15 protein-coding genes, 2 pseudogenes and 2 riboswitches are annotated in these 17,297 nt (G+C 35.6%); of the genes and pseudogenes, 12 read left to right on the top strand and 5 right to left on the bottom strand.

Annotated features, from left to right (window positions below):
• A riboswitch (SAM riboswitch) is annotated at positions 1-115 on the bottom strand.
• Between the two features lie 79 nt (positions 116-194).
• Positions 195-1,103, bottom strand: coding sequence for an NAD(P)-dependent alcohol dehydrogenase (locus tag AC3EMB_RS01015; RefSeq protein ID WP_200458789.1), 909 nt, complete (start codon positions 1,101-1,103; stop codon positions 195-197).
• A 157-nt stretch (positions 1,104-1,260) separates the two neighbouring features.
• On the opposite strand from AC3EMB_RS01015, the gene AC3EMB_RS01020 reads away from it, so the two are divergent.
• From AC3EMB_RS01020 to AC3EMB_RS01040, 5 genes are all read left to right on the top strand, one after another.
• Positions 1,261-2,025, top strand: coding sequence for a DUF6612 family protein (locus AC3EMB_RS01020; protein ID WP_000713524.1), 765 nt, complete (start codon positions 1,261-1,263; stop codon positions 2,023-2,025).
• Positions 2,026-2,091: 66 nt separating this feature from the next.
• Positions 2,092-3,528 (top strand): FAD-binding oxidoreductase, encoded by a 1,437-nt coding sequence (locus tag AC3EMB_RS01025; RefSeq protein WP_000746313.1) that lies wholly within the window; start codon positions 2,092-2,094, stop codon positions 3,526-3,528.
• A complete protein-coding gene (locus AC3EMB_RS01030; RefSeq protein WP_000222367.1) occupies positions 3,525-4,058 on the top strand; it encodes an MFS transporter in 534 nt (177 codons plus the stop codon). Before AC3EMB_RS01025 ends, AC3EMB_RS01030 begins: the two co-directional genes overlap by 4 nt.
• Positions 4,059-4,136: 78 nt before the next feature.
• A complete protein-coding gene (locus AC3EMB_RS01035; protein ID WP_069354754.1) occupies positions 4,137-5,855 on the top strand; it encodes a DUF3981 domain-containing protein in 1,719 nt (572 codons plus the stop codon).
• 117 nt (positions 5,856-5,972) lie between these two features.
• Entirely contained in the window at positions 5,973-7,232 is a 1,260-nt protein-coding gene (locus AC3EMB_RS01040; RefSeq protein ID WP_245912954.1) for a multidrug effflux MFS transporter, read from the top strand.
• Between the two features lie 33 nt (positions 7,233-7,265).
• Here AC3EMB_RS01040 and AC3EMB_RS01045 read toward each other — a convergent pair whose 3' ends face one another.
• Complete coding sequence (locus AC3EMB_RS01045) at positions 7,266-7,712, bottom strand: hypothetical protein (RefSeq protein ID WP_000282867.1); 447 nt, start codon at positions 7,710-7,712, stop codon at positions 7,266-7,268.
• 274 nt (positions 7,713-7,986) lie between these two features.
• Here AC3EMB_RS01045 and AC3EMB_RS01050 point away from each other — a divergent pair, with 274 nt between their 5' ends.
• A complete protein-coding gene (locus tag AC3EMB_RS01050) occupies positions 7,987-8,490 on the top strand; it encodes a hypothetical protein (RefSeq protein WP_029441438.1) in 504 nt (167 codons plus the stop codon).
• Positions 8,491-8,506: 16 nt separating this feature from the next.
• Here the strand turns inward: AC3EMB_RS01050 and AC3EMB_RS01055 are convergent.
• Positions 8,507-8,723: pseudogene (locus AC3EMB_RS01055) on the bottom strand (DUF3951 domain-containing protein).
• 163 nt (positions 8,724-8,886) lie between these two features.
• A riboswitch (SAM riboswitch) is annotated at positions 8,887-8,992 on the top strand.
• A gap of 136 nt (positions 8,993-9,128) precedes the next feature.
• Between AC3EMB_RS01055 and AC3EMB_RS01060 the strand changes: the two are divergent.
• Genes AC3EMB_RS01060 through AC3EMB_RS01080 form a run of 5 tightly spaced genes read left to right on the top strand, consistent with a single transcriptional unit; the run spans position 9,129 to position 14,429 of the window.
• Complete coding sequence (locus tag AC3EMB_RS01060; protein WP_000289326.1) at positions 9,129-10,046, top strand: ABC transporter permease; 918 nt, start codon at positions 9,129-9,131, stop codon at positions 10,044-10,046.
• Between the two features lie 17 nt (positions 10,047-10,063).
• On the top strand, positions 10,064-11,068 hold the full coding sequence (locus AC3EMB_RS01065) for an ABC transporter permease (RefSeq protein ID WP_053565433.1): 1,005 nt from the start codon (positions 10,064-10,066) through the stop codon (positions 11,066-11,068).
• Positions 11,025-12,035, top strand: a complete 1,011-nt coding sequence (locus AC3EMB_RS01070; RefSeq protein WP_053565432.1) for an ABC transporter ATP-binding protein — start codon at positions 11,025-11,027, stop codon at positions 12,033-12,035. Before AC3EMB_RS01065 ends, AC3EMB_RS01070 begins: the two co-directional genes overlap by 44 nt.
• Positions 12,032-12,805, top strand: a complete 774-nt coding sequence (locus AC3EMB_RS01075; protein WP_488517402.1) for an ABC transporter ATP-binding protein — start codon at positions 12,032-12,034, stop codon at positions 12,803-12,805. Before AC3EMB_RS01070 ends, AC3EMB_RS01075 begins: the two co-directional genes overlap by 4 nt.
• A gap of 13 nt (positions 12,806-12,818) precedes the next feature.
• Positions 12,819-14,429: a peptide ABC transporter substrate-binding protein gene (locus AC3EMB_RS01080; protein ID WP_488517403.1), complete on the top strand. Its 1,611-nt coding sequence runs from the start codon at positions 12,819-12,821 to the stop codon at positions 14,427-14,429.
• A gap of 24 nt (positions 14,430-14,453) precedes the next feature.
• On the opposite strand, the gene AC3EMB_RS01085 is transcribed toward AC3EMB_RS01080, so the two are convergent.
• A complete protein-coding gene (locus tag AC3EMB_RS01085) occupies positions 14,454-14,921 on the bottom strand; it encodes a YusW family protein (RefSeq protein WP_001221551.1) in 468 nt (155 codons plus the stop codon).
• Between the two features lie 173 nt (positions 14,922-15,094).
• Here AC3EMB_RS01085 and AC3EMB_RS01090 point away from each other — a divergent pair.
• Positions 15,095-15,299: pseudogene (locus tag AC3EMB_RS01090) on the top strand (hypothetical protein).
• A gap of 41 nt (positions 15,300-15,340) precedes the next feature.
• On the opposite strand, the gene AC3EMB_RS01095 reads toward AC3EMB_RS01090, so the two are convergent.
• On the bottom strand, positions 15,341-16,981 hold the full coding sequence (locus AC3EMB_RS01095; RefSeq protein ID WP_000731063.1) for a peptide ABC transporter substrate-binding protein: 1,641 nt from the start codon (positions 16,979-16,981) through the stop codon (positions 15,341-15,343).
• Positions 16,982-17,297 lie beyond the last annotated feature (316 nt).

A 17,297-nucleotide genomic window follows, 5' to 3' on the forward strand; every position in this document is an offset into this window, starting at 1 on the left:
CTCTTATCTTCCAAAACGAAAACTCGTTTTGCAGGAATTAGCACCTTAGCTTATACGTCATAAGCTCGGTTGCCGGGCATCATCGGGCCAGTCCCTCCGCCACTCTTGATAAGAGTATGTGTATGTAGTTTTGAATATGGTACTAATAGTAAATCTTACAAAAAGAATTGTCAATGATATTTTCAGAATATATTTTATTTTAAGGTAATCGAAACATTTCCTTTCTTATGGCCCATTTCTACATACGTATGGGCTTCTACAACTTCTTCTAATCGGTAAGTTCTATCAATAACAGGTTTTAGCTTTTCTGTTTCAGCTAGTTGTTTTAGTAGGTTCATATCTTCTTTACTGACTTTTGCCATCATTCCGTTCACAGATACATATTTTCCATTAGACATTAATGCATCTGTACAAAGAGACTTTTTATATTTTCCAACTGCGTCAAATATAATATCGTAGTGATCGCCCCGCTTAGTAAAATCTTCTTTCATATAATCAATTACGTTGTCTGCCCCTAAAGCTGTTACTAAATCGAAATTCGAACTACTACAAATGGCTGTGACAGTCGCCCCGAAGTATTTCGCAAGTTGTACGGCAGCTGTCCCTACTGACCCAGAGGCGCCGTATATAAGTACTCGTTGCCCTTTTTTTATCTGTCCTTTTCTAAGGAAGTGCAATGCTGAAGTTCCGCCAAAAGGAATAACGGCAGCTTCTTCATATGTCACATTGGTAGGTTTTAATGCTATTAATCCACTTTCATGCACGCATGTGTATTCCGCATAACCACCAAGGTTTAGTTCTGTTAATGCAAAAACTGGATCTCCTTTTTTAAATTGTGTTACATCTGATCCAATGTCTTCGATTTCACCGGATAACTCTACGCCAAGTATAGGTTTTCTCGGTTTTCTGAAACCTAATATGATCCGCATAGGAATCCAAAATAAGAGGGGGCTATTAAAGCCACGTATTCTACAATCTCCAGTCGATACACTTGTTGCGTGAATTTTAACTAATACTTCATTTTTCTTAGGTTTAGGTTTTTCTATATTTTGAAGCTGGAGAACATTAGGTGGTCCATACTTTGTGCAAATAATAGCTTTCATAATGACCTCCTGAAATGAGTTGTTATTATTTACATCATATTTAAACTTTTTCTCAAACATGTTGCTATATAGGAAATAAATTTAAAGAAGAATATTACGAATTATATAGATTTCATAGGAAAAGAGATGATATTATTTTTGGGAAGGAGGGGACGTTATGAAAAAATTTATTTTAATTTCAAGTTTAGTACTTGCAGTCGGTCTAGGAGTAGGGTGTAGTAATGAGAAAACAAAAAAGACTGATGAGCCGAAAAAAGAAGCTGTGCAGAAAGAAAAGGAATTAACAGCGAAGGATGTTTTCAATAAAGCGAATGAAGCTTTTAAAAACGAAGAAAATGTAACGATGACATATGATGTGGGAATAAAGGCTGAAGGAACAGAGATGAATGTAATAAAGGCCAAAATGCAATTAGAGCCGAAGCAAAAAAATTCTCGTTCTGAAATGAATGTTTCTGGTACAGAGGTTGTTGTTTATGATGTGGGTGGCAAAATTGCTGGTCAGTTGAAAAATCCTAATACGGGTGAAGTGATGTCTGTACCAGAGGAACAATTAAATGCTAACGGAATGAATGCGACTCAAGGAATGGTAGATAATTTAGAGATTCCATCGGAAATTTTAAATAAAGTGAAGATGGAGAAAAGTGGAGATAATTATAAGCTGAAGTTTGCATTAAAAGGGCAAGAGACAGAGAGTATGTTAGCTAGTATGGATGAAAAGCAGAAACAAATGCTACAAGGCCAAAATGCAAAGATAGAAGAAATAGATGGAGAATATATTATTACAAAAGATTTTAAATATGAATCAGCAAAGATAGATATGGTTATGAGTAGCAATGGTGAGGATAAAGCGCACATTATTACGGATGCGAAGTTTACATCGTATGATAAATTTGATCCAATACAATTGCCAGCAGCAAAGTAATCACTGTCAAGAGAGGTACCTGAAAGAACGGGTATCTCTTTTTGTTGCTAATAAGGAGAGTGTCCTTTGAAAAAAAGAAAGATAGTAGTGGTCATTGTCGCATATACGGTTTTGCTTGCAACGTCTGTACATACGTATAAAAAACAAATTGATCATCCTATTATGAGTGATGTAGGTAAATTGCTTCCGACAAAAATAAAACGTGTTGAAAGTGCTACGGAAGAGCACTCGTTAATAAAATTAGTGCGAGATGCAAAAGTTTCAGGAGAGAAAATTTCCATTGCAGGCATGCAACATAGCCAAGGAGGACAGACATATTATCCGAATGGCACGATGCTCGATATGAAAGGATATAATAAAATATTAGAATTCGATCCAGAGAAGAAGCGTATTACAGTTCAAAGTGGTGTCACGTGGAATGATATTCAGAAGAAAATAAATCCATATGGCCTTGCGGTACAGGTCATGCAGTCTCAAAATATTTTTACTGTTGGTGGTTCATTAAGTGTAAATGTACATGGGCGTGATATTCGTCATGAGGCACTAATTGATACAGTAGATTCATTTAGATTGTTAATGGCAGATGGCACGGTACGTAATGTAAGTAGAGAAGAAAATGCAGAGTTATTTCCATATGTCATTGGGGGTTACGGTTTATTTGGAGTTATTTTAGATGTGACGCTGAAGTTAACAGATGATGAATTATATGAAATGCACACGAGAATGATAGATTATAAAGAATACGCATCTTATTTCAAAGAGAAAGTGAAAAGAGATGAGAATGTTCGTATGCACTTAGCGCGTATTTCTGTTGCTCCAAATTCATTTTTAAAAGAGATGTATGTGACGGATTATACTTTGGCACAAAATCAAAATATGAGAGAAGAGTACAGTGAATTAAAGGAAGAAAATATTATAGCTGCACCTAAATTTTTACTTGGGTTATCACGTTATAGTGATTGGGGAAAGAATACATTTTGGGATATACAAAGAGGTTATTTTGAACGTACAGATGGAAAGTATGAGACGCGTAATAATGTTATGAGATCAGATAGTGCTTTTATGGAATATGAAAATCCAAATAGGACCGAAGTGTTACAAGAATACTTTGTGCCTATAGATGCTTTCACGGAGTATATAGATGATTTACGTAACGCATTAAATGAAGAAGAGTTTAATTTACTCAACATTACGATTCGTTACGTGGAAAAGAATGAAAATGCAGTTTTGTCCTATGCGAAAGATGATATGTTTGCGCTGGTTCTTTTGATTAACCAGGGACGCTCAGAGAGTGAGATAAAGAAAACAGAGGATGTCATTCGGAAGATGATTGATGTTACTTTAAAGCATAACGGTAGTTACTATTTGCCGTACTATTCTTATCCAACGAAAGAGCAGTTAAAAAGGGCATATCCTCGTATTGAAGAATTTCTCAAGAAAAAGAAGGAAGTAGATTCAGAAGAGAGATTTGTTAATTTATTTTATAGGGAGTATACGAAATGACATATAGAAGATTTGTGGCTTCGCAAAGTATTATCATGATGGCAGGAAGTATGGTATTTCCTTTTTATATATTATTACTTCGAAACGTTGGAAATAGCTTCTCGCAATTTGGCTGGGCGTATGGCTTATTTGCTTTAACATCAGCACTTGTATATCCACTAGTAGGAAAGGTATCTGATCAAGTAGGTGATAAAAAATTATTAATCATATACGCTTGGTCCATGGCAATCTTAATGCTTTGCTTTCCGATTGCCACGGAAGTATGGCATGTGTATATTCTTCAAATTGTAATGGGAGTTTTAGGTGCTGTGCAGCGTAATACTGAGAAGACTTCATTAGCACGAAAGGTTGCGCAGGAAAAGGCTGGTTATGAGATTGGAAAATACCATGTGTGGACATCCATTGGCGGAGCAGTAGCGGTTATTGCCACGGGATATTTAGTAGATTTCTTTACGATCGGTACAATTTTTTATATTGCATCTATTCTATATGTAGTGAGCGGGATTGTATTAAGTAGTAAAAAAATATAACTATTCCTATTTTCACCTTAATACCCTTTATTTGTTATACTAAAAGGGAATACAAAAGAAAAGGGGACAGTGCCTTTGATGAAATTTGTAGTTTTAGCTATTCTTACTTTGTTTTTGATTCCATGGACAAGAAGTAGTAGTAAGCTTCGAGCAGTGGATAAGAAGGGAGATAAGAAGGTTGTAAAGGGTAAGAAATCATCTATTTTAGTTATTCCTGTTTTATTTTGGATAGGTATTGCAATCTATGAATACTTTTGGCTAATTGATGATCGAGTAGATTCGATTCTTACTCATTATTCTGTTGCAGTAGCAATTTTAATTGGGCTTGTTTTATTTTCACAAGATCAAATAGGGAAATTAGAAGGTACATTAAAAGGACTTCTAATGTTTATTTTACTCGCAAGTTACGGCTACTTTGGTTATTTGCACGATATAGTAATCTCGCAAAAGAAATATGATTCTGTTGTTAAGATAGAGAAAGATATTTCAGAGCCATTTACTGAAAATGATCAGCCGTTTACAGTGCCGCCAAAGACAGCGGAGAATAAGATGAAAAAAGTATTTGGTGATATTCCGAAAGTAGCTTATTTTGAGCTAGGAGAATTAACGCCACAAATGGTAAACGGCGAAGCTTTATATGTAGCGCCGATTGAAGTTTCAGGATTTTTTAAAGCGCGTAAAGCTGAGACAATTCCAGGGTATGTAACGATGTCAGGTACGAATCCTGATGCGGAAGCGAAACTGCACCTCGGTTATAAAATGAAATATGTGCCAAGCATGTTTTTTGGTAATAATTTAGAGCGTGTGGTAAGGCAAGCAGAACCAAATTTAATCTTTAAAGGAAAACCTAAATTTGAGGTTGATGATAAAGGAAAACCATATTATACAATGACGTATGGTGAATTTATTTCAGGAAGATCTGGATTTGAGGTAGAAGGTGTTGTCGTAGTAGATGCACAAACAGGTGAAGTGAAAAGATATGATAAAGGAAAGGCACCTAAATTTGTTGATGGTGTATTAAATCATGAGACTGCATCTACGTTAAATACGTACTTTGGTAAATATATTCACGGATTTTGGAATACGAAATTCTCACAAACAGATATGAAAATTCCGACTGAGTGGGGAACGAAAGAAGGCGTGACCCCGATCTTTGGTAAAGATGGAACACTGTATTATTTTACAGACTTTACTTCTCCAAAAGAAGGAGTAGATTCAGCCCTAGGCTATTCATTAGTAGATGCACGCACAGGCAAGCTATATTACTATAATGGAAAAGAAGTAAAGGGGATTATGGATGGTTCAGCAGCTACAGAAGTAGTAGATAATTCCTTTAAGAGAGAGAAATGGCATGGGACAATGCCTGTCATTTATAACGTATACGGAAAACCAGCTTGGATTATTCCGGTTGTTGATGACGGAGGCCTAGTACGTGCACATACAGTTGTATATGCTGCTAATGCAAAAATATTTGCGACAGGTTCGACGCAGAAAGAAGCGCTTGAGAATTATAAAAACGTAATGAGTGGTAATGGTGATACCTTTAGACCAACCTCAACAGGAAAAGAAGCGCAAAAAGAAGGTATTGTACAACGTGTATATAAAGAGAAATCAGGTGAAAATACAATCGTGTACGTACTTTTAGAGAATGAACAAAAGGTATTTATGATACCGGTGAAGAAATTCCCGTATGCTATGTTTACAGAAGTAGGAGACCCAATTCAAATTACATATTTAGATACAGGAGAGACGATGGCCTCGGTATCTAAATTTACGAATAGCAATGTGAAAAAGTAAAGCGATAGAATTTCTATCGCTTTTTTTACATTATGAAAGAGGAAAATGCGCTGTACTTGACGTATGTTTATGATGTAACTATAATTGTTACGATTCAGTGTGTATAGGAAAGGGTGAATTGAAAAAGTGAATGAAGTTAATCACGAAATATATAAACCTGTAAAGGCAAACAGGTTATGGATGATTCTTGTATTAGGAACACTTACGGCGATTGGGCCATTATCTATTGATATGTATTTGCCTTCATTACCGAAGTTAACGGATGACTTGCAAACAGGTGCATCCCTAGCGCAGCTTACATTAACAGCTTGTTTGCTTGGGTTGTCAGTAGGACAATTATTTGTTGGCTCAATTAGCGATATTTACGGAAGACGCAAACCACTTATTATTGCTCTTATTATTTATGTTGCTTCTTCTTTACTTTGTGCTGTTGCGCCATCTATTTGGACATTAGTATTATTGCGCTTCCTACAAGGAGCTTCAGGATCAGCCGGGATTGTTATATCACGTGCAATGGTACGTGATATGTACTCAGGTTCTGAAATGACGAAGTTTTTCTCACTGCTTATGTTAGTAAACGGAGCAGCACCTATTTTGGCACCAATTATTGGAGGGCAATTGTTACAGTTTACAACGTGGCGCGGTGTTTTCATCGTTCTTGGAGCAATTAGCGTATTCATGTTAATCTCAGCTACTTTTGTATTGCGTGAAACATTACCTCCTGAAGAAAGAGAAACGGGTGGTTTGTCAGGGACTTTGGCGACGTACGGAAAATTGTTAAAGGACCGTCTGTTTATGGGATATGCATTGTCACAAGGATTAGTAACAGCGGCAATGTTTGCATACATTTCGGGCTCACCATTTGTGTTGCAGAACATATACGGAGCATCGCCACAGCAATTTAGTTTATTCTTTGCGATTAACGGCATCGGTATTATTATTGCTAGTCAGATAACGGGTCGTTTAGCGGGGAAAGTGAATGAGAAGACATTATTTGTTGCTGGTATTATTATCGCAGCTGTTGGTGGCCTATCTTTACTACTGACAATCGTACTAGGAATAGGTTTAATCGGTGTTTTATGTTCGTTATTCCTTGTTGTATCAAGTGTCGGGGTGGTATCAACAACTGGGTTCTCATTAGCGATGAGAAATCAGAAGCAAGCTGCAGGAACAGCGTCAGCTTTATTAGGCTTATTACAGTTCATTTCAGGAGCGCTTGTCGCTCCGCTAGTAGGTATTGGTGGGAGTAATACAGCGTTACCGATGGGTGTTGTTATTGCGCTTTGTGAAGTAGGGGCAGTATTATGTTATCTATTTATGGCCAGAAGAAGTGAGAAGCAGTTTGAACTGCAACAAAGACAAAATTTAGAGGCTTAACAAAAAAGAACTGATTCAAAGGGAATGTTTGAATCAGTTCTTTTTTTCATTTCTTTGAAATACCTCATACATATTATTCATGATCGTATCATATAAAACAGCAAGTTTATCCCACACCCAGCGATTACTATCGACTTCTTTTTCCCCGCAGTCGATAATATCGGTATGGTCCGTAATTTTATACGCTTTTTTAACGATAATAGGAGCAATCTTCGGTATACGTGGGATTTCTTTTAAGATATCTGCGAAGTTTCCAATGTAGACATGACCGATGATTTCGATTGTTAATGATTTATCCGATATATTTAGCACGGTATGAAATTGATTTGTATGTTGTTGTTTTAAATATTGAGCTAACTTAAATGGAGCATGCTTCTTCTTTAATACGCGGCGAAGGCTCTCTGTATTTTCGATATGAAGTGATTTTTCGCGAATAAGGACACGAATATCTTCTCCCATAAAAGGCATTGTGTTGTACATAGATGATTCTCCTTAAAAACTTACATATGTTTGCGTTATGCATATGTAAGTCTAGCATGGTTTGTTCTTTATGTGTGCTTACAGTTTTGTAAGGTGATGTAGTAAAGCATTGCAAAAGTTATTTGTATAAAGTGACGATACTGTGACAAACATGTTGGTATATATATTACGATGTCGTCTTAAGTGTAAAAAGTAGGGCGTTCTCGGTATAATAACAAGTGGAGATAAAAGAAACTATAATGAGTAATAGCTGTAGATAAAAGGAGAAGAAGAGATGAAGAAGGTTTTGGGTATTGCTGTAATGGGAAGTATGCTCCTTCTAGCAGGGTGTAATGGAAATAAAGATACGAAAGAAACGAAAGAAAAGGTAGAGCAATCTGCTGAACAAACAGAAGAGATGAAAGAATACCTTGCAGTACATGAAAAATACGATATAAAAATGAATAAAGAAATTAATAAAGCACTGCAGTTATTTGAAGTGGCAAAAGAAAAGGGCGGTAAGGAAATAACGAATGCTACATATAAAGAAGATGTGCAAAAGGTAACAACGAGCATGTTAGAAGATATTGATCATATACGTAAAGAAATTCGTGTGCCGAAGTCGAAAGAGCAAGAACATGAAGTATATGTTGGTTTCTTGAATGAATCGGAACAAGCGATGAAAAAATTACAGAAGTTAGCTAAAGAAGAAGATTCATCGTTGATTCGTGATATAGAAATTAATTTTGCAACAGCATCGACATACTATAAACGCTTTCAAGCAGAAACGAAAAAATAACCTTGCCTGTGCAAGGTTATTTTTTCTTCTTACCATCTCCGTCTGCATCCTCGGATACTAATATTTTCTGTTCTTCGTGAAATTCGGAAATAGTTTGCCCGGTAATATTATCGAAAGGGGTATAAGAAAGAAGTGATACGTTTCTTTTTAATAAAGAGTTTATAGAAGCCGATGATGACAAGTATAACGATAGTTAAGGATAATCCTATAGTAGCAAGAAGTAAGGGATCCATCTTATAACTCCTTTAACATTATTTCTTTTTATTATAAGCCTGTAATCTCGATAAATGAATTAAAAACTGATTTTTCTAAATTTATCCAATCTGATTGACTTTTCAATTTTTCAGAATTATAATTCGAAATATACAATTTGAACCAAATAATAATATAGCAATTTACTTATCCAGAGAGGTAGAGGGACTGGCCCTATGACACCTCAGCAGCGGGTTCTGTAATAGGAACACCGTGCTAATTCCAGCAAGCAAGTCTTGAAAGATAAGTGATGGGCCTTTGTTTGTTAAGCCTTGATCTTATTTTTTAAGATCAAGGCTTTTTGTATTCTAAAAATAGAAAAGGGAGTAATGGAAAAAGTACGTTCATAAAACAAAGTAAATTCATGTGTTTAGGGGGTTATTGAAGTGTATGTAATTAAAAAATTATCGGTTATGGTGTTCACACTATGGGTTATTACGACAGTGACATTTCTAATTATGCATATTATTCCGGGAGATCCATTTTCATCAGATGCAAAAATCTTTCCTGAAGAAGTGATCCAAAACATGAGAGCGAAGTATCACCTTGATGAACCGTTATGGAATCAATATGTTGCTTATTTAGACGGTGTAGTTCATTTTGATTTTGGTGAATCTGTTCAATCAACCGGGCAAGGTGTATCAGAAATTATAACAACTGGCTTTGGTCCATCAGCAATTATTGGTCTACAAGCACTTGTTATTTCATTGTTAGTAGGAATTGCGGCAGGGACATTTGCTGCTCTCTATCATGGGAGAGTAATTGACTATAGTGTGAGTTTGCTCGCAATTTTAGGTATTTCTATTCCAAGTTTTATTTTAGCGCCACTATTTATACAAGTATTCGCTATCCAATTTGAGTTTTTACCAGTAGCCTCTTGGGGAACATTCGAACATACGGTATTGCCATCCTTTGCATTAGCGTTAGGGCCAATCGCAGTTATTACAAGGTTTGTTCGTTCTAATATGATCGAAGTACTGCAGAGTGATTATATTAAGCTAGCAAGAGCAAAAGGTATACCAATTAAGAAGATTATTATAAGGCACGCTCTTCGAAATGCGATTGTTCCAGTACTTACATTTGTTGGACCGTTAATGGCTGGACTCTTAACAGGGACTTTCGTTATTGAAAAAATCTTTTCAATTCCTGGCCTAGGAAAATATTTTGTAGATAGTATTTTTAACCGAGACTATCCGGTGATTATGGGAACAACGATTTTCTATAGTGCATTATTAATTGCTTGTATTTTCATTACAGATATTATTCATCGCATTGTTGATCCGCGTATTCGTTCTATTACATAAGGAGGGGGGATATTTAAATGGGGGCTTATGAGATTAATGAACAGTTATTAACGAAAGAAGAGAAAAAAGAATTAACGATAAATAAAGATCAGCAAAAGATTAGCAGAAAGAAAGAAGTGTTTCGTAAGTTTATATCGAATCCAATCGCAGTTTTAGGAACAGTGACGTTATTGCTAATTATTGTTTTCTCGCTTATTGGCGAAAGTTTAACTTCATTTACTGCGAGTGAACAAGTAAAAGAGGCAACAAATTTACCGCCGAGTAGTGAACATTGGTTTGGAACAGATGATCTAGGGAGAGATATTTGGGCACGTACTTGGGCTGGTGGGAAGATTTCACTAACAGTTGGATTAGTAGCAGCTGCCCTCGATATAGGTCTTGGTGTACTGATTGGTGGATTTAGTGGATATGTGAGAGGACGTAATCGCCTTGGAACGTTAATTGATGAGTGGATTATAAGAGGAATTGAAGTATTATACGGCATCCCATATTTATTAATTGTTATTTTACTATTAATTGTTATGAAACCAGGTCTTTTCACCATTATTATCGCTCTTGCATTAACGGGATGGATTGGAATGGCTCGTCTCATTCGAGCACAAGTATTGTCTTTAAAACAACGAGAGTTTGTTATTGCAGCAGAGCGATTAGGTACATCACATATGAAAATTATATATGGGCATTTAATTCCGAATTTAACAGGGATTATTATCGTGAATTTATCATTTACAATTCCAGCAGCTATTTTTTCAGAATCATTTTTAAGCTTTATCGGACTAGGAGTGCAATCACCGGCAGCAAGCTGGGGGACGATGACGAATGATGCACTTGGGACATTATTGAGTGGGGAATGGTGGCAGCTATTCTTCCCAGCAATCATGATTGCTCTCATTATGTTCGCATTTAATGCAATTGGTGATGGTTTGCAAGATGCGATTGATCCAAAAATCGTCAAACGAAATCGAAAGGAGAAAAAACATGGCACAAATCTTATCTTTAGAAAACGTAACGTTAGCCGTTGAAAAAGAGAATAGTAAGCAAGCGATTGTGAAACATGTTTCCTTTTCTATTAACGAAGGTGAAATAGTTGCACTTGTAGGAGAAAGTGGTTCGGGAAAAAGTGTCACAGCACAATCCATTATCGGCTTGAATCAAGAATCAATTCATATCGATGATGGGAATATAGCTTTCCAAGCAAAGGAATTAACGAATTTACAAGAGTCAGAATGGAATCAAATTCGCGGAAAAGATATTTCCTTTATATTTCAAGATCCGCTTTCATCTTTAAACCCAACGATGAAGGTAGGCAAACAAATTACAGAAGTAGTTTTGCAACATGGGAAAAAATCGAAAAGAGAAGCGAAGGAAATTGCGATTAACTTGTTAACAGGTTTAGGGATACATGAAGCAGAGAAACGCTTTGAACAGTACCCACATCAATTAAGCGGAGGTATGAGGCAGCGTATTTGTTTAGCAATTGCGTTTGCTTGTCACCCAAAGCTTGTAATTGCAGACGAGCCGACAACAGCGTTAGATGTAACGATTCAGAAACAAATTATGGGGCTATTAAAAGAAAGAAAAGAAAAACAAAATACGAGTATTTTATTAATTACACATGATTTGGCACTTGTACGTGAAGTAGCTGATCGAGTAGTTGTTATGTATGGGGGACGTGTCGTTGAAAAAGGAACGATAGAGGAAGTGATAGGTTCCCCTAAACATCCATACACAAAAAGCTTACTACAAGCAATTCCGAATATGGATGATTCTGAAAAGGTATTACGTGCTATAGAAGGAACCACACCTTCCATTGAAACATTAAATAGCTTTGGTTGTCCTTTTGTAAATCGTTGTCCAGTAGCGATAAAAGAATGTATTCATCGTTTTCCAGAGAGAACCACATATTCTAAGGAGCATAGTTCACATTGTTGGCAACATGTTCTAGAGCATAATAAAGCGAAATCAAAAGAGAAGGTGAATGCCTCATGACGACAGATTTAATTACTATAAAGCAAGTAAAGAAAACGTATGGAAGTAAAAGTAAAAAAATCACAGCGTTAAAAGACATATCACTTTCTATTCCGAAAGGAACAACACTTGGCATTATTGGTGAAAGTGGTTCAGGAAAAACAACACTTGGTAAGCTCATAGCTGGGATCGAGAGCCCAACGTCTGGTGAAATTGATTATAACGGTCAAGTCGTTCACAAGTTGAAGGCAGCTCATAAACGTGATTTCTTACAGAAAGTACAGTTCATTTTTCAAGATTCCACAGCAGCATTAAATCCGCGCTGGAAAGTACGCGATAGCGTAACGGAAGGTTATATTTCATTCGGTTTAGGTGATAAAGGATTAAAGGATAAAGTAGCAGGTGATGCGCTAGAACGTGTGGGATTAGATAGACGATATATCGATCGCTATCCGCACGAATTTAGCGGAGGACAACGTCAACGAATTGCTATTGCAAGAGCGTTATTGTGTGAGCCAGAAGTATTGATTCTTGATGAACCAATTTCAGCATTAGATGTTTCATTGCAAATTCAAATTGTACATCTGCTGCAAAAAATTCAAAAGGAACAAGGCTATACATATTTATTTATCGCACATGATTTGCCGATGGTTCACTATTTATGTGAAAAAGTGGCTGTCTTATATAAAGGAGAACTTGTTGAATTTGGAAATACGGACGAAGTGTTCCGTAATCCACAACATTCTTATACAAAAACATTGTTAGCATCAACACCAAAAATTTCGGGTTAAAGGAGAATGTAGGATGAAGAAGTTTTTACTGTTTATCATTATGACTGTTTTAGCGATTACTTCGGTCGCTTGCGGTAAGAAAGAGACGCAAAAGGCGAGTGCTGGTAAGGGAGAAGGCGATCGATTAGTAACGAATATTAGTAGTGATCCATACACACTTGATTCTGCTATTGCAACAGATAGCACGTCAGGTTATATCATTGGGCAGTTGTTTTCAAGTTTATATACGCAAGATAGTGATGGGAAATATCAAAATGAATTAGCAGAGAAAGAAGAAGTAAATGCTGATGGAACTGAATATACAATCCATTTGAAGAAAGATATTAAATGGTCAGATGGTTCTCCTATTACGGCAAATGATTTTGAATTTGCATGGAAGCGATTATTAAATCCGAAAACGGGTTCTATGAATGCGACAGAAATGTATTTCATTAAAGGGGCAGAGGCATATAATACTGGAAAAGGTGAAGAGGGACAAGTTGGTATTCAAGTCGTTGATCCTCAAACATTAAAGGTAACTCTTGAACATCCAGTTGCTTCTATTAAACAGAAATTAGCAAGTTCATTATTCATTCCATTATCTAAAAAATCAATTGATGATAATAATAAATTAAAAACAGATCCAAAAGAGTTAATTACGAATGGACCATTCAAGTTAAAAGAGTGGAAGCATAACCAGGGTATTACAGTACAAAAAAATAAAGAATACTACGATAAAAAGGTAACATTAAAAGAAATTGAGTTTCGTATTATTCCAGACTCTAAAACAGCGTATCAATTATTTAAATCAAAAGAATTAGATTTACTAAGTGGTTTACCACAAGAGATGATTGAAAAAGAAAAAGGAAATAAAGAATATAAACGTGTTGCAGGATTTTCATCTTATATTTATTCGTTTAACGTAGAAAAAGAGCCTTTCACAAATGCGAAAGTACGTAAAGCATTCTCTTTAGCAGTTGATCGTAAGTTTATTGTTGAAAAACTGTATAAAAACAATGCACAAGAAGCAAATGCATTCGTTCCAGAAGGAGCAAAAACACAAAGTGGGCGTGATTTCCGTAAAGAAAAAGGTGGTTACGTTAAATTTGATCCAGCAGAAGCGAAAAAATTATTAGAAGAAGGCATGAAAGAACAAGGCTGGTCTACATTACCTGAAGTAACATTAAAATTCACTACAGATACACAACATAAAAAAGTAGCAGAAGCAATGCAAGAAATGTTTAAGAAAAATCTGGGCGTAGATATTAAATTAGAAAATAAAGAGTGGAAGAGTTACATCGACACATATAAGCAAAGTGATTTCCAATTAGCATATATGGGATGGGGCGGTTCTCTATTAGACCCAATTACTAAATTAGATTTATATGCAGGTGATGGTCCAAACAATTATGCAAAATGGCATAATAAAGAATTTGATGCTTTAGTGAAGGAAGCAGAAGTTGAACAAAATGAAGATAAGCGTTTTGACTTATTGCATAAAGCGGAAGATATTATGTTTACAGATTCACCATTAATCCCAATTATTTTCCCAAGTGCTTCATATTTACAAAAACCATCAGTATCTGGTGTTCAGTTCATTATCGGTTCTAGTCCAGAACTAAGATACGCAAAAATTAAAAAATAAAGAAGTAGGCAATTGCCTACTTCTTTATTTTATTTCTCTTTTATATTCTTTTTTCGTTCCATCAGAGAAGACAACTTCTAAATCGAATTTTTGGTAGTCTTTATCAAGTTTGAACACGTTCACTACTTGATCGATTACTTCTTGGTCAGCAGTATCTTTATCAAATTTTAATTCTTGTAGAAGTGGGCTTAATTTTGTGATAGCCTCATCTCCTGTTAATTTTACATCTGCTTTATGATCTTCAATTTTTGCTTCCATTTTTTTATCAGCTGCTACATTTTTATAGTCTGCTTCGTAGTCTTTCTTAGTATCTTGGTAGTCTGCCTTTAAATCGAATTCATTGAAATTTAGTTTTAAATCAGCAGGGGCTTCATTCTTCGCCTCTTCTGTAGTCTTTTTATTAGAAGTCGTGTCTTCCTTTGCAGGAGCTTTACATCCTGTTAATGCAGGTACTAGCATAAGAGCTAATAAAACTGATAGTAAAATTCTCATTATAAATTCCTCCTTATGTAAATTTGTTCTATACAAGTTTTTCCTAAAATCATGTAATTATGTATGTGTTGAAAATAAAATTTTGACTTGTAGCTTCAAGGATTAATCCGCAATTTAAATCAAAAATGATTTGTATGTATATGGTAAATTGAAGTTGTGAGGGAGGTACTGAAATGCTTTCTAAAACGTATCAAACCATTTCAAGTAACATATGCAGCAAATGGCTATTATACAATAATATTCGGAGGAGTTAGTTTAGAGAGAAATATTATTTCATTATTAGCTATTGTATTGGTTACACAATTAGTAGCAGTGAAGACTTTAGCTATAAAAGGAATGGTAAAGGGAAGAAGAAGCTCTGTAGTTAAAGTTGTATAAAAGTAAAAAGGTATCCTTCGTAGGATACCTTTTTACTTTTGTTATTTTGCAACTTCTGTCCACTTGTAGTTAAATTCACCGCCGAAGTCAGTCGTTACAAGTCCTTTAATGAAAGAGCGTTGTAAGTAAGAACGACCTTGTTGGTATAAAGGAGCGACAGCGCCGTCTTGTAATAGAATTTTTTCAGCTTGCTTCATTGCTTCAAAGCGTGCTTTTTCATCGCCAGCTAAATCTGTTTTCACTTTATGAATTAGCTCATCGTACTCTTTGTTAGAGTATTTATCGAAGTTATAAGCACTATCTGTTGTAAATAAATCTAAGAATGTAATTGGATCAGCGAAGTCAGGGCCCCAGCCGTCAATACCAATTTCATAGTCACCACTTAATAGTAGTTTCAACTGTTGTTTACGTGGTTGTGGTTTTAAATTCACTGTTAATCCATCTAGGTTTTTTTCTAATTCACCTTTTAAATATTCACCAGTCTTTTTAGCTAAAGCATTGTCACTTGTTAATAGTTCGATTGTTACTTTGTCAGTACCAAGTTCTTGTTTTGCTTTTTTCCAGTTTTCTTTCGCTGTTTTCACATCATCCTTGACTAGATTTCCATTTTCTTTACGGAAGTCATTGCCTTCTGGACTCTTTGCAAATTTCGCAGGAACCATTCCTTCAGCTGGAATAGCACCGTTATTTAAAATTGTTTCTACGTAAGCCTTTTTATTCATTGCGCCGTTAATAGCAAGGCGTGCATGTTGATTTTTTAATGTTTCATTTTTCTGATTTAGTCGTAAGAATTGAATGCCGACTTCAGCGCGTTCCTTGAAGTTTGGATCGCTCTTATATTTATCAACAAACTCTGCAGTTAAAGCAACGCGATCAATTTGTCCTGAATCATATAAGTTCACTTCTGTAGACTTATCTTTAACGACATTGAAGTTGATTTCTTCTAATTTTACCGTTTTAGCATCCCAATAGTTAGGGTTTTTCTTCAATTGGAAACTTTGTTCGTGTTTCCAGTTATCTAATGTGAAAGCACCGTTGTAAATTAAATGATTTGTTTCTAAACCGTATTTATCGCCCTGAGACTTTAAGTACTCTTCATTAATTGGCAAGAATGTTGAGAATGTCGTTAAGCTTAAGAAGTAAGGAACAGGACGGTCTAGTTGTACTTCTAACGTTTTGTCATCAACAGCTTTGACCCCTAGTTGATCAATTGGTAATTGTTTTTGGTTTATTTGTTTCGCATTCTGTACATCGAAGAATAAGAATGCGTATTCAGCTGCTGTATCAGGATTTACGGCACGTTGCCAAGCAAAGACGAAGTCCTTTGCTGTAACAGGAGTACCGTTTGACCATTTTGAATCACGCAGATGGAATGTATATTTTGTTTTATCGGGACTAATGTCAACCGACTCAGCAACACCAGGAATCGGTTTATTATCTTCTCCCATTGCATATAAGCCTTCAAAAACATTGCGCATTACATTCATGGATTCCCCATCCGTTGCTTTTGCAACATCCATTGTTGGAATTTCTGAAGCGAATGATAAGTTAATTGCTTGTTTATCAGGTACTTTATCGTTTGCTTTCGCTCCGCCTGCATTATCTTTATTTCCCCCGCAAGCAGTTAGTAATAGACTTGCCCCTAAAACAGATGCAACAACAGGTACAACTTTTTTCTTCATTGTTCGTTCCTCCCTAAATGTGTTGTTCGTAACGTCATAATGTCCATGTCTTGAAGTGGCTATAGAAGGAGATGGAACCTATTATAAATATTTGTTTATAGGTAATCAGGTGTTCTATATGTATATACATGTCGAGCTATAATCTATCGTTATATGTTTCAACTTAGTAGACATTATATTTTGATGGTGAAATATTTTGTTTCTTTGATTATTTAGAATATTAACACTGGAAAGAACTATATGTCAATAATAAAAATAGAATGTTAATTTCTTGGAATAATATATTAAAAAAGTAGATTCTCTTGTGTGAGAGAAC

It is taken from the genome of Bacillus sp. LQ16 (genome assembly GCF_057784645.1).

Bases quoted from the DNA above. Each gene is read 5' to 3' on its own strand.
- AC3EMB_RS01080 (WP_488517403.1), top strand. From the start codon at position 12,819: ATGAAGAAGTTTTTACTGTTTATCATTATGACTGTTTTAGCGATTACT.
- AC3EMB_RS01015 (WP_200458789.1), bottom strand. From the start codon at position 1,103: ATGAAAGCTATTATTTGCACAAAGTATGGACCACCTAATGTTCTCCAG.
- AC3EMB_RS01085 (WP_001221551.1), bottom strand. From the start codon at position 14,921: ATGAGAATTTTACTATCAGTTTTATTAGCTCTTATGCTAGTACCTGCA.
- AC3EMB_RS01050 (WP_029441438.1), top strand. From the start codon at position 7,987: ATGAAGAAGGTTTTGGGTATTGCTGTAATGGGAAGTATGCTCCTTCTA.
- AC3EMB_RS01070 (WP_053565432.1), top strand. From the start codon at position 11,025: ATGGCACAAATCTTATCTTTAGAAAACGTAACGTTAGCCGTTGAAAAA.
- AC3EMB_RS01035 (WP_069354754.1), top strand. From the start codon at position 4,137: ATGAAATTTGTAGTTTTAGCTATTCTTACTTTGTTTTTGATTCCATGG.
- AC3EMB_RS01075 (WP_488517402.1), top strand. From the start codon at position 12,032: ATGACGACAGATTTAATTACTATAAAGCAAGTAAAGAAAACGTATGGA.
- AC3EMB_RS01095 (WP_000731063.1), bottom strand. From the start codon at position 16,981: ATGAAGAAAAAAGTTGTACCTGTTGTTGCATCTGTTTTAGGGGCAAGT.
- AC3EMB_RS01020 (WP_000713524.1), top strand. From the start codon at position 1,261: ATGAAAAAATTTATTTTAATTTCAAGTTTAGTACTTGCAGTCGGTCTA.
- AC3EMB_RS01065 (WP_053565433.1), top strand. From the start codon at position 10,064: ATGGGGGCTTATGAGATTAATGAACAGTTATTAACGAAAGAAGAGAAA.
- AC3EMB_RS01030 (WP_000222367.1), top strand. From the start codon at position 3,525: ATGACATATAGAAGATTTGTGGCTTCGCAAAGTATTATCATGATGGCA.
- AC3EMB_RS01045 (WP_000282867.1), bottom strand. From the start codon at position 7,712: ATGTACAACACAATGCCTTTTATGGGAGAAGATATTCGTGTCCTTATT.